Genomic DNA, 11,831 nt, shown 5'->3' on the forward strand with positions numbered 1-11,831 from the left:
CCGGGGCCGGGCGGGACGGCCAGGCGCCGGCGGCGGCCGGTCGGGGCGGCGGCCGGTTCGGGCGGCGTGGGCGCCGGACCGGCGGGGAGGGCGTGCTCCAGGCCCGGGTAGACCGGGGTCTCGGGCGCGCCGGGCAGGGCGAAGCCACCGGAGGAGTCCTCGGCGGAGGGCAGCGCGCGGCGCCGGCGGGGCCTGGCCTCGCCGCTGTCGGCCGGGGTGCCGGGCTCGCCGACCGGGGTGCCGCCCGCGGGACCGCTCACCTGGTCGGGGGCATCAGCCGACGCGTCGCCGGTGCCGGTGCCGGGGCCGAGCGCGAGCGGGCCGCGTCCGCCGGTCCGGTCCTGCGGGCGCTCGCCGCCGACGGGCACCGCGTAGGCCGGGCCGGAGCGGCCGTCGTCCTTGCCCCACGGGTCGCGCTGCGCGCCGTCCGGGCCGGGCAGGCCCTGGCGCCCGTACGCGGGGTCGTTGCCGGTGCCGTTCCACTGCTCGGGGACGGCCCGCTCGATCCGCGCGGGGGCGTTCGGCCACTGGTCGGCGGGGATCTCGGGGCCGGCGGGTGCCGGGGGTTCGGGGGTCTCGGCGGCCGGGCGGCCACGGCGACCGCGCCGCTCCGTGACGGGCTTCTCGACGGGCGCGCGGTCGGCCTTCGGCTCCTGCCCCTCGGTCTGCTCGTCCTCCTCGGAGCGCCGGGCCGCGGGCAGCTGCGGGATGCCCGGCAGGTCGGGCAGGACGGCGCTGTCGCTCTCCTTGGGCCGGTCGGACCGTCCCTCGGCGGCGGCGCGCTCGGCGGCGGCCTTCGCGGCGACCGGGTCCAGCGGCAGCTCGACGACGTACGTGGTGCCGGCCTTGCCGGGCAGCTCGTGCGGCTGGAGCACGCCACCGTGCCGCTCGACCACCGCGCGGGCTATCGGCAGGTGGACGGGGCTGCCGCCGCGCCCGGGGCCGCGGATCTCGACCCGGGCGACGTCGCCGCGCTGGGCTGCCGCGAGGACGACCGTCGGCGGCTCGCCGCCGGACGGGGGGAGCGCAGGCGCCCCGGGGGAGGGGGTGGCCGGGGCGTCCAGCGAGAGGCCGACGCCGCTGACGTCGGCGACCAGGTGGGCCAGCGCCTGGGCGAGCCGCCGCTCGTCGGCGATCACCTCGACGCCGGCGGCGTGCACCGAGAAGCGCACCCGGCCCGCGCCGACCAGCTCGCCGGCGTCCTCGACGGCCCGCCGCACGACCTTGTCCAGGGCGACCGGCACCTGCTGCTCGGTGGCCTTCTTCTCGCCCTTGCCGTCCTTGTCGCCCTTGCCGTCCGCCGGGGCGCTCTCCCCGGCCTCGGAGCGCTGGTGGGCGAGCACGCCGTCGATCAGCCGGCCGAACCGGCGGCACTCGTCGGCGAGCCGGCGCAGCGTCCAGTTGGCCTCCGGCCACAGCTGCCCGGCCGGGTCGGCGGCGAGCGCGTCCAGCCGCCGGTTCAGCGCGGTCAGCGCGCCGCCCAGCTCGCTCTCCAGGACGGCGGTGAGGTGCTCGTTGCGGGCCACCAGGGCGAGTTCGCGGCTGCGGTCGGTGAACGTCATCACGGCGCCGACCAGCTGGTCGCCGTCCCGGACCGGGGCGGTGGTGAGGTCGACGGTGACCGGTCGGCCGTCCTTGCGCCACAGCACGGTGCCGCGCACCCGGTGCTTGCGCCCGGAGGTCAGGGTGTCCAGCAGCGCGGACTCCTCCAGCGCCAGCGGGGTGCCGTCGGCCCGGGAGTGCTGGATCAGCGGGTGCAGCTCGCGCCCGCCCAGCTCGCTCGCCCGGTACTCCAGGATGTGCGCGGCGGCCGGGTTGACGAGCACGCAGCGGCCTTCGAGGTCCACCCCGAGCACGCCCTCGGCGGCGGCCCGCAGGATCATCTCGGTCTGCTTGTGCTGGCGGCGCAGTTCCGCCTCGACGCCGAGTCGGCTGGAGAGGTCGCGGACCAGCAGCAGGAGCAGGTCGCTCGCGGACGGCGAGCGGGAGCCCTCGCGGTACGGGTCGTACGGGACGAGCGGGGAGAGCGCGTAGCCGCGGCTCTCGCCGGCGCCGTCGTCGGCGAAGTCGTTGCCGGAGACCTCGACCGGGAAGATGGTGCCGTCGGTGCGGCGGGCGGTCATCCGGACCGGGCGGTCGAGCGCGTCGTCCTTGCGGGGGGCCGGCCGCATCGAGCCGGGGATCCGGCTGGGGTCGAACTCGGGCAGGAGGTCCAGCACGCCCATGCCGACCAGCGAGGTGCCCGGGGCCTGCAGTGCGTGCACCGCTGCGTTGTTGGCGTCGACGACGGTGCCGTTGCTGTTCACCAGCAGCAACGCGTCGGGCAGGGCGTCGAGTATGGCGGCGAGGCGAGCAGCGCCTCGGATCGGCCTGCTGCTCACGTCGACAGGTCTCCTCGGCTCAGGGCAGCTCCTCCGGAGACGGCAGTATCTCATTCTTCTTTGCGGCGGGGACGACCCGCCTAGTAACGTGGGCGGTGGTTGGTGCCGAACCCCACGGGTGTGGCATCATCTCAGGCACACGGAACGCGTCCGCCAAGCGGGTGCGTCCTTGTGGAGGAGGCTTCGCCTAGTCCGGTCTATGGCGCCGCACTGCTAATGCGGTTTCGGGGTTATTCCTGATCGAGGGTTCAAATCCCTCAGCCTCCGCCAGTCGGGAGCCCCGTCGACGATCTTGTCGGCGGGGCTCTTCGCATGTCTCGCCACATGTCCGGGGCGATCCACACCGGGGGCCGGGTCGGGGGCCCGAATCAATCGATTTCGTCCCGCGTCGCAGGTCATGTAATGTTGTCCACGCAACGCCCCGGCGGCACGTTCACCAGGGCGAGCGCTCATAGCTCAACGGATAGAGCACTTGACTACGGATCAAGAGGTTGCAGGTTCGAATCCTGCTGAGCGCACCAACCTCCGCAAGATCGGGTTCGCCCGTTCCTTGCGCTCATAGCTCAACGGATAGAGCACTTGACTACGGATCAAGAGGTTGCAGGTTCGAATCCTGCTGAGCGCACCAGCAAGAAGCCCCCGGCCATCGGTCGGGGGCTTCTTTCGTTCCCGCGGGCTTCTCCCGGTGTTCCCCGGCGGATGAAATACGTCTGTTTCGGGTAGATCCGGTCCTGCCGCCCGGATGGCCTCCAAACGGGTGCTACCCGGCCAAACGCGCAGGTGTCGCAGTATGACCGGTTCAGGATCGTGATTCCGTTTTGTCGCATCTTGTGCCCAGACTGCCCGCCACCCGGCAGCCGACCGCGAAGGAGAGCCGGATGAGCCGACAGTTCCCCCGCACAGCTGCCGCCCTGGCCGCCCTCGCGGCCGGGTTGCTCATCGGCTGGTACCCGCCCCCCTCGGCGGCCCAGCAGTCCCCCGACACCTGGACCGGGGAACACCGCGCGGTCCTGCCGTCCGGCCTCACCGTCCGGCTCGACCTCGCCGCCTCCCCCGGCTTCGGCGTCACCGCCGAGGCGGGCGACCTGGCCGACCGCGCCGGCGGGGGGCGCGCGGCTGGACTGTACGCGGACGGAGTGCGCCCGGGAGACCCCGCCCAGACCTTCCGGATCTCCGACGAGCGACCCCAGACCGACGGCTCCTGGCGCACGGCCGGCACCCTCCGGCTGAGCTTCTCGCGGCCGGTCCGCAACCCCCGGCTGCACATCAGCGGGCTCGCCGCCGTCGCCACCGGGAAGACCGGGACGACCAGCACCGCCGCTCGGCTCACCCTCACCGGCGGGACCTCGAGCGCACCCGCCCTGGTCAACCGCACCGACTGGCCCGGCTGGACGGTCGACGCCAACACCCTCGCGCCCACCGGGGCCGACGGCACCACCGACGGCTCCGGCGGCGCCGCCGCGGAGGGCAGCCTGGAACTCGCCGGCACCTTCCGCACCGCCGTCTTCCGGGTCGAGCAGCGCACCACCGCCAGGGCCGGCAGCACCACCGCCCCGCCCGCTCTGCGCCAGGCCTACACCGTCACCGTCGACGAGGACCTTGGCACCGCGCCGCAGGGCTACGGCAACGCCTCGCACGTGGTCTCCGACCTCTTCCTCGGCGCGGACGCCAACCCCTCGCACCGGGGCGTGCGGACCGTGGTGGTCGGCCGGGGTGCGGCCGACCGCAGCGTCTTCGCCAACCCCGTGCCGCCGAAGCTCCAGCCCGGCCGCGGCGAGTACCAGGGCGCCGACCCGTCCGTCAGCTACCCGGTCGAGGCCGCGATCGGCCGCTACTACCGGCTCACCGTCCCGGTCTCGGTCGGCGACCAGCCCGCGACGCTGGCCGGCTGGATCGACTTCGACCACACCGGGCGGTTCGACCCGACCGACCGGGTGCAGACCGAGATCCAGCCCGGCGCCGACACCGCGACGCTCGAATGGACCGTCCCGGCCGGCGCCGCCTCCGGCGAGACCTGGGCCCGGCTGCGGATCGCTCGGGACCCGGCCCAGCTGATCGCCTCCGGCGGCTTCGCCGACTCCGGGCAGGTCTCCGACCAGCGGATCAGACTGACCGTCGGGGCCGCCCGGCCCGAGATCGCCGAACCGGTCGACGGCACCGCGCTCGCCGACGCCCGCCCGCAGATCCGCGGCGAAGGCGCCGTCGCCGGCGCCTCGGTCGAGGTCCGGGACGGGGACGCGACGCTCTGCCGGGCCCGGGTCGACCAGAGCGGCGGCTGGTCCTGCCGCCCCGGCAGAGCGCTGGCCGCCGGCCCGCACAGCCTCACTCCGGTCGAGACCACCAGCGGCGGTGTGGTGCTGCGCGGCGAGGCCGTCCGGATCACCGTGAAGACGGCGCCGCCCAGCGCGCCGGTGCTCACCCTCCCCGAGTACACCAACGACCCGGGCCTCCAGCTCACCGGCACCGGCGAGGCGGGCAGCACCGTCTCGGTCGCCGACCAGCCGGCCGGGGTGCGGGGCGCGACCTCGGGCGACCTCTGCAGCACCGCCGTCCGGGCGGACGGCGAGTGGTCCTGCCTGCCGGTGGAGAACCTGCCGGACGGGCGCCACCAGCTCACCCCCGTCGCGGTGGACGCGGCCGGGAACCGGACTGCAGGGAAGGCCGTGACGCTGGTCGTCGGCACCGTCCTGCCGGACAAGCCGGTGCTCACCGCGCCGGCCGCCGGGGATACCGTCCGGACCGCCCGGCCGAAGCTCGCCGGGCGGGCGGGGCTGAGGACGCGCGTGCTCGTCACCGCGCGGGCGGGCGCGGCGGCCTCGGCCGAGCAGACCGTGCTCTGCGGGGCGGCGGTGGCCTTCGACGGGAGCTGGACCTGCACCGGCAACCGGGATCTGACGGACGGTGAGCAGTGGCTGACCGTCACGGCGACCGACCTGGCCGGGAACGCGACGGCGGGGGACGCGGTGCGGGTCCGCGTCGCGGCTCCGGCGGTGCCGAGTCCGGTGGTGCCGCGTCCGAGTGCGTTGGTGTCGCCGACGCCCTCGCCCTCGCCCTCGGTGTCCGTGCCCGCGGTGCCGAGTCCTTCGGTTCCGCCGGTGCCCGTCGTGCCGGTGTTCGAGCCGGTGCTGCCAGGGCTGTTGCCGATCGTCGTCCCACCGGTCCTTCCACCGCTCGTTGGAGCGGTGCTGCAGACGGCGGTGGCAACGCCGTCCGTGCCCGTTCCCACCACCGTTTCCGGGCAGCCGTCCCCGACCGGCAGCGCGAAGGCGCATGCCGCGAGTGGCCGGCCGCTGCCGGTGCCGCCCGCGGTTGCGCCCGTCGGGGTGGCGGCGGAGGCCTCGCCGGCGGCGGCCGTGCGGTCGGAGCCGGCGGCGTGGCGCACCGGGCTCGCCGGGGTCCTGTTGCTGCTCGCCGCGATCGGGCTGATCACCCGCCGGGTGTTCGCCCGGGGGCCCGGTGTCCGACGGCGCTGACCTGCGCCGAACCGTCCCTCACACCCCGACACATCCAGACACCACCCGACCATCCGATCATGTGCCTGCGCGTCAGGTCTGGCTTCGGACGATTCGTCAGTAAATGTCGACACACGGCACCTTAAATGTCGCATTTGATGACGTATGAACTTAGCCTGACTCTGGCACTGCCCGTCAGATCCGGGCCGCCCGTTGCGCGACACACCGACCCCGAGGATCCGTGCATGGACGTCACCCGCGATTCTTCGCAGCGACCCGACCACCTGCCCAAGGCGTTCCCCCCGGCTCTGCCGGAACGTTTCGCCGGCGCCGCCAGCGCGCCGGCCAAGCCCGTCAAGAAGGCCGGTCCGGCCGATGGCGGCCCGGCCACCACCCCGCTGGCCGTCGTCCCCGGTCCGGCCGCGGGCACCCCGGCCGACCTGTGCGACCCGCTGGGCTCGGAGACCGTCGAGCTCCCCGATGCCACCCCGGCCGGCGGCATCGTCGCCGTCACCTCCCGCCGCCCCCCGCGTGCCGACCAGGCGCTGCGCGAGCACGGCGCTTCCGTCCTGCCGGGCTGGGTGGCTCTGCTCGCGGTGCTGGTCGGCGTGGCCGGCGTCCTGCTGCTGCTGCAGTACGACGGCGTCATCCCGCACTGGGACGCGCTGCCCGACCTGCGCAGCACCGCCGCGAAGGCGAGCCGGCAGGCCGACGTGGACGCCAGGTCGATCGCCGCCGTCGGCGCCGCCGGGCTGCTCGCGGTGTACACCCTCGCCGGGCTGCTGGCCAACGCGGGCGGCGAGACCCGGGTCCTCACCCGCTGGGGCCGTTACCGGGGCACCATCCGCCGTACCGGCCTGGTCTGGGTCAACCCGCTGCTGCGCCGCCACCGGGTGGACGTGCGGCTGCGGCACTGGCGCAGCGAGCCGGTCAAGGTGGTCGACCGCACCGGCACGCCGATCGTCGTCCGGCTGCTGATCGTCTGGCGGGTCAAGGACACCGCGCGGGCGATGCTGGCGATCGAGGACCACGAGAGCTACCTGCGCGAGCAGGTCCAGGCGGTGCTCACCCGCACTGCGTCCACTCTGCCGTGCGACAGCAACGCGGCGCCCGGGCCCGCGCTGCGCGACGGTCAGTGGTTCGCCGACGAGCTGACCAGGGCGCTGGCGGCCGAGGTTGCCCCGGCGGGTCTGGAGGTGTATTCGGTGCAGCCGCTTGCGCTGGACTACGCGCCCGAGGTCGCCGAGTCGATGCGTCGCCGCCGGCTGGCCGACCTGGACGCGGGTCTGCGGACGGTGCTGGTGGACGACGCGGTCGAGGTGGCGGCGCTCGCCGTCCGCCGGCTGGAGCGCGCGACCGCGCACGAGCTGGACGAGGCCGCCCGCAGCGCGCTGATGGAGCAGTTGCTGGTCGCCTTCGTCGCCCCGGCCGGAGTGGCCGCCTCGGTACCGTCCCCGGCCGCCCGGGCCGGGCGCAAGGAAGGACGACCCGCATGAGGATAGCCACCGGCGCGTACGCCGACCCCGGCACCGAAGCCGGCACCGAAGCCGGCACCGATGTCGATTCCGACCTCGATGCCGGCTTCGGCGTGATCGGCTTCGAGGAGAGCCTCGGCAGCATCCCCGCGATCGCGGGCTGCGGCTGCCCGAACTGCGCGGCCCGGCCGCGCACCGCTCGCCCCGGGGCGGCGGCCGGGGGCAGCCGAATACACCGTGCCGTGCGAAGTACCTGCCTGGCCACCACCGTGCTGGCGGGCGCCGGCGTCGTCGGCCTGACGGCGGGCGCCGGGTCCGCGCACGCCGCGGTCGGCAAGCAGGGTTGGGACGGGTCGAAGTACTGGTTCAAGAGCGGCAGCGGCGAGTGGCGCTGGACCAGCCACTACGACATCTACCTGAACCGCACCGGCAAGTCCGGCGGCGGTTCGGAGCCGGCGTCCTCCCGGCCCTCCGCCGACAGTGCGCCGTCCTCCCGGAGCATGGAGCCGGCCATCGACTACGCGCTCGCCCAGCTGGGCCAGCCGTACGTCTGGGGCGGCAACGGTCCGTCCGGCTACGACTGTTCGGGCCTCGTCCAGCAGGCGTACCGGCGCAGCGGGATCAGCCTGCCGCGGGTGGCCGACGACCAGTACACGGCCACCACGCCGATCAGCGCGGGGCAGCTGCGCCGCGGTGACCTGGTGTTCTGGTCGGACACCGGCCGGGCCTCAGGGATCCACCACGTGGGGATATACCTGGGCGGCGGCACGTTCGTGGAGGCGCCGCGGCCGGGCAGGACGGTGCGGGTCTCCACGCTGAACCCGGGCTACTACCCGACCCACTTCGGGCGGCCGTAGCACCGGTGGCTCCGGGCCCCCGGCGGTGTGCTGCCGCCGGGGCCCGGCCGTGTTCAGCCGCCGGTGCGGCCGAGGGCCGTGGCGGCGTCGGTGCGGCCGGTGTTGTAGACCGTGCGCAGCTGCTGCTTGTCCCAGTCGGCGGCGAGGCCGTCCGGGTCCTGGCGGCCGTGTTCGCGCCGCCACTGCTCGACCATGGCGGTGACGCCCTCGTGGCCGCTGCGGCCGTCCGTGCCGGTGAGGGTGTTGCGCTCGATCCGGCCGGCCGCGGCGGCGTCGATCGCGTCGACGGCGCCGCTCTGCCACTCGGCGATCCCGGCGGCCAGCACGCGCTGGGTCAGCTCGCCGAGGCCGGGGCCCGGGACGAGCTTCAGCGGGGCGCCGAGCCCGGTGTACAGGCCCTTGGCCTTCCAGGCGGCGACCTTGGCGGCGTCGTCGCGCTGGTCGAGCACCGCGTCGGCCTGGACGGCGTCGAGCACGCCGAGGGCGACGGCGGAGTCGGCCATGAGTCCCTTCCACTCCGGGTCGGGGGCGCTCGCCGGGAGGCCGCCGAGGCGTTCCGCGATGTGCGTCAACTCGGCCTGCTGGAGCCGATGGTGGGCCTCGGGGAGGTCGGCCAGGCCGCGCAGGACGCGGATCAGCGGGCCCTTCTCGACGGCCATCCGGACCTCGCCGGTGCGGTCGTCGGTCCACACCCCGGCGGCGGTCGCGGCGGCATGCTCCCGGGCGGCCCGGCTGGTGCCGGAGAGGACGGCGTGGGTGTCGGCGGCGTAGTCGGCGAGCGCCGCGGCGACGGGGAGGTGCAGGCCGGGCGGGAGGTGCTCGCGGCCGATGCCGCCGTCCAGCAGGGTGACGGTGTCGTGCAGCACGCGGGCCTGGGCGGGGGTGTGGTGGCGGAGCCCGTCCGGGTGGCCACCGGTGGTGGCGGCCTCGATGGCGAGGCCGAGGGTGTGCAGGCCCCGGACGTGGGCGCCGGCCACCAGTTCCTCGGGCCAGCGGCGGCCGTGCAGGAGGTAGACGAGGTGGTCGGTTCGGCGGGGGTCGCCCGGGTCCAGGAAGGCGGTCGCTGCCTGCGGGTGGTGGCCGAGGGCGGCGAGGAATCCGGCCACCGGGTCTCCGCCGCGGCCCTCGCCGAGGTGGTCCCAGGCGGGCTGGGTGGCGTCCGGGGCCCAGAGCAGCTGCGGGGGCACCTTGGCGGCGCGTTCGACGGCCAGCAGGCTCTCGCCGTAGGCGGTGAGGAAGCCGGGCGCGTACCGGCCGGAGCGCAGCAGGGCGCTCATCAGCTGGTAGCCGGTGGGCATCGGGCCACCGCCGGGGCGGGTCAGCTGCCGGGGACCGAGCCGGACGATCTCCTGCTCCCAGGCGCGCATGGCCGGGTCGGTGCTGTGGGTGGCGGTGGCGAGGACGGCGCCGAGCGAGGCCTGGAGGCGGCGGAGGGCGTCGGTGCGTTGGCGGCCTGAACTGCGGGACAGCGTGGGGTCGTTGAGGTCGCGCCAGAGTTCCAGGGCGGGTTGCGGTCCGAGTGTGGTGGCGAACTCGGCGGCGAAGGCGGGGTCGTCGGCGTGGGCGGAGAGCAGGGCGTCCAGGCGAGTCAGTTCGTCGGGGGTGAGCGCGGCGCGCTTCGCCGCGAGGGCGAGGGCGACGCCGAGGTCCGCGCGGGCCTGCCGGGCCTCGGCGAGGGTGTGGCAGCCGTCCGGGCCGAACGGGCGGTCGCCGGGGGCGGGCGGGGCGGAGCGCAGCGCCCAGGCGGCGGCCTCGTCGGCCTCGGTGGCGACGCGCAGGACGGACTCGATGCGGCCGGTCAACTCGGCGAGCGCGCGGCGCCGTTCGAGGAGGAAGACGGCCTGGTAGTCGGGCTGGTGGCGGGCGGACTCGTCGTCGTGCAGCGGGTGGACGTCGGTGACGGCGCCGGTGGCGGAGACCCGGAGGTGGGCGGCCGGGGCGTCCTCGTCGGCGAGGCGGGTGAGCTGCCGCTGGGCGTCGGCGAACTGGCGGGCGGCATCGGCCAGCAGGGTGCCGAGGTCGGCGGACTCCTGGCCGGCGGCGGTGAACTGCCCGGCCACTTCGGCGATCAGCGCGCGAGCGGCGGCGGCCGCCTCGCCCTCCCAGCCCTCGGCCGACGGGCCGGCGAGCTCGGCGGAGAGCCGGTCGTGGAGGCCCAGGTAGCGGCCGCGCAGGGTGGTCCACTCCTCGGCGGCGGTGGTCAGGGCGGCGAGCTGGGTGGTGCGGACGGTCTCGTAGCTGAGCACGGGCGCTCACTCCTCGCCGGACAGGGTGCGCTCGGTGGCGTCGTACCGGGTGGCGGTGGTGCGGAGGCGGTGGGCGAGGTCGTGGAGGATGCCGCCGAGGGTGGCCACCTGGTCGTCCCAGCGGGCGGCGCGGGCGCGGAGTTCGGGGCCGGTGCGCCAACTGCCCAGGGCGGTGTGGGCGGTGGCGGTGTGCTCGCGGGCGGTGCCGTCGGCCGCGGTGAAGCCGGCGTGGAGTTCGTCGACCGTTCCGGCGTGCGCGGACAGGTCGGCGGGGGAGACGGCGAAGGCTCCGCCGGCGGGGTTCTCGGGCATCGGGCCCCCGGGGGCTGCGGGTGGGTCGGTCGGATACGGCCCATGGTGGCCCGGGAACGGCCGCAGGCCGTGTGCGCACCACCCGGACGGGCGGCGTGCACACGGCCTGCGGGGGCGTGCGGAAGCGCAATGCACCCGAGTCGCTTCGCTTGTCAGGCGCTTTGCGCAACTTGCACCTGTCGCTGAACTTGCGCGAGCGGGTGGTCGGGTGCCGGTGGGAGGGTCCGGGGTGTCGGGCAGGTCGCCGGATTCGTTAGAGTCCGTGCCATGGCTGACAACGACTACGACCCCGCCGGCAGCACGCAGATGTTCCGGGCGTTCGTCGACGAGACTCCGGCGCCGCAGGCCCCGGGCTCCGTCTCCACCTACGGCCGCAGCAGCGGCAACCGTACCGGCGTGATCGCGCTGATCGCCGTCCTCGGTCTGGCCGTGGTGGGCGCCGTCATCTGGCTGGCGGTCAAGTGACCCTCGCGCGGGTGGCCCTCGTCCGGGTCACCCGCGCGACGGGAGCCCGCCGTGCGCGGCTCAGCAGGGCTTGCGCCAGGCGTTCAGGTCGAGCTTCTTCTGCATCGAGCTGAAGCCGAGCGACTTCGTCTTGCCGCAGAACTGGTCCGCGTCGAGCTTGTACTCGACGTGGAACACCGCCTTGCCCGCCTTGACGAAGGGCGCGACCCGGTCGCACTCGTCGTACTGCGAGCACTCCTCGTTGACCGCGAAGTCGAAGTCGTTGATCAGCGCGGGGATCTGGTCCAGGTCGTTCTTCAGGCCGATCGCCAGTCCGCGCTCGTGCGCCAGCTCGGCCAGCATGCGGTTGTACTTGATCTGGTCGTCACCGGTGAGCGGGAAGCCGCTGTTCTGGTTGTAGGCCTCGATGGTGTCCGGCTCGATGGCGTCGAAGCCCTTGCTCCTGCACATGTCGAAGCGGGCGGCCATCAGCGGCTTGAGCTGGTCGATCTTGCGGACGTCGAACCACTTCTCGCCCTTCCAGCCGGTGTCGGAGCCCTGGAGGGCCTTGGCGAAGGCGGCGGAGTCGGGGCGGAAGTTCTCCCAGGAGCCGGCGTTGATGTAGCAGATCACCTTGCGGCCCTTGGCGTGCAGCGCGGCGACC

General features: G+C 74.9%; 8 protein-coding genes and 3 tRNA genes. 7 read left to right on the forward strand and 4 right to left on the reverse strand.

Features of this window, described 5'->3' with window-relative positions:
* On the reverse strand, positions 1 to 2,381 hold a 2,381-nt coding region (locus KV557_RS40380), incomplete at its 3' end, for a PAS domain-containing protein (RefSeq protein WP_218207040.1).
* A gap of 176 nt (positions 2,382 to 2,557) precedes the next feature.
* Between KV557_RS40380 and KV557_RS40385 the strand changes: the two genes are divergently transcribed.
* From KV557_RS40385 to KV557_RS40410, 6 genes are all read left to right on the forward strand, one after another.
* Positions 2,558 to 2,651 (forward strand) — tRNA-Ser (locus tag KV557_RS40385).
* 175 nt (positions 2,652 to 2,826) lie between these two features.
* A tRNA-Arg gene (locus tag KV557_RS40390) sits at positions 2,827 to 2,902 on the forward strand.
* Positions 2,903 to 2,933: 31 nt separating this feature from the next.
* Positions 2,934 to 3,009, forward strand: a tRNA-Arg gene (locus tag KV557_RS40395).
* 250 nt (positions 3,010 to 3,259) lie between these two features.
* Complete coding sequence (locus tag KV557_RS40400) at positions 3,260 to 5,854, forward strand: Ig-like domain-containing protein (RefSeq protein ID WP_218207041.1); 2,595 nt, start codon at positions 3,260 to 3,262, stop codon at positions 5,852 to 5,854.
* A gap of 224 nt (positions 5,855 to 6,078) precedes the next feature.
* On the forward strand, positions 6,079 to 7,329 hold the full coding sequence (locus KV557_RS40405) for an SPFH domain-containing protein (protein ID WP_218207042.1): 1,251 nt from the start codon (positions 6,079 to 6,081) through the stop codon (positions 7,327 to 7,329).
* On the forward strand, positions 7,326 to 8,165 hold the full coding sequence (locus tag KV557_RS40410; protein WP_218207043.1) for a C40 family peptidase: 840 nt from the start codon (positions 7,326 to 7,328) through the stop codon (positions 8,163 to 8,165). The genes KV557_RS40405 and KV557_RS40410 overlap by 4 nt, the downstream gene beginning before the upstream one ends.
* A gap of 53 nt (positions 8,166 to 8,218) precedes the next feature.
* On the opposite strand, the gene KV557_RS40415 is transcribed toward KV557_RS40410, so the two are convergent.
* Together KV557_RS40415 and KV557_RS40420 are read right to left on the reverse strand one after the other, a co-directional pair.
* Positions 8,219 to 10,411 (reverse strand): hypothetical protein, encoded by a 2,193-nt coding sequence (locus KV557_RS40415; protein ID WP_218207044.1) that lies wholly within the window; start codon positions 10,409 to 10,411, stop codon positions 8,219 to 8,221.
* A 6-nt stretch (positions 10,412 to 10,417) separates the two neighbouring features.
* Positions 10,418 to 10,723, reverse strand: coding sequence for a type VII secretion target (locus tag KV557_RS40420; RefSeq protein WP_218207045.1), 306 nt, complete (start codon positions 10,721 to 10,723; stop codon positions 10,418 to 10,420).
* A 267-nt stretch (positions 10,724 to 10,990) separates the two neighbouring features.
* Here KV557_RS40420 and KV557_RS40425 point away from each other — a divergent pair, with 267 nt between their 5' ends.
* Positions 10,991 to 11,188, forward strand: a complete 198-nt coding sequence (locus KV557_RS40425; RefSeq protein WP_218207046.1) for a hypothetical protein — start codon at positions 10,991 to 10,993, stop codon at positions 11,186 to 11,188.
* A 60-nt stretch (positions 11,189 to 11,248) separates the two neighbouring features.
* On the opposite strand, the gene KV557_RS40430 is transcribed toward KV557_RS40425, so the two are convergent.
* Positions 11,249 to 11,831 (reverse strand): endo alpha-1,4 polygalactosaminidase (locus KV557_RS40430; RefSeq protein ID WP_218207047.1); only part of this gene is annotated, 583 nt, incomplete at its 5' end.

Origin of the sequence: Kitasatospora aureofaciens, assembly GCF_019192735.1 — a bacterium.
Lineage (GTDB): Bacteria > Actinomycetota > Actinomycetes > Streptomycetales > Streptomycetaceae > Kitasatospora > Kitasatospora aureofaciens_A.

What these genes read in the sequence shown, in the direction of transcription:
- KV557_RS40400 (WP_218207041.1), top strand. Translation starts at nt 3,260, where the DNA reads ATGAGCCGACAGTTCCCCCGCACAGCTGCCGCCCTGGCCGCCCTCGCG.
- KV557_RS40405 (WP_218207042.1), top strand. Translation starts at nt 6,079, where the DNA reads ATGGACGTCACCCGCGATTCTTCGCAGCGACCCGACCACCTGCCCAAG.
- KV557_RS40410 (WP_218207043.1), top strand. Translation starts at nt 7,326, where the DNA reads ATGAGGATAGCCACCGGCGCGTACGCCGACCCCGGCACCGAAGCCGGC.
- KV557_RS40420 (WP_218207045.1), bottom strand. Translation starts at nt 10,723, where the DNA reads ATGCCCGAGAACCCCGCCGGCGGAGCCTTCGCCGTCTCCCCCGCCGAC.
- KV557_RS40425 (WP_218207046.1), top strand. Translation starts at nt 10,991, where the DNA reads ATGGCTGACAACGACTACGACCCCGCCGGCAGCACGCAGATGTTCCGG.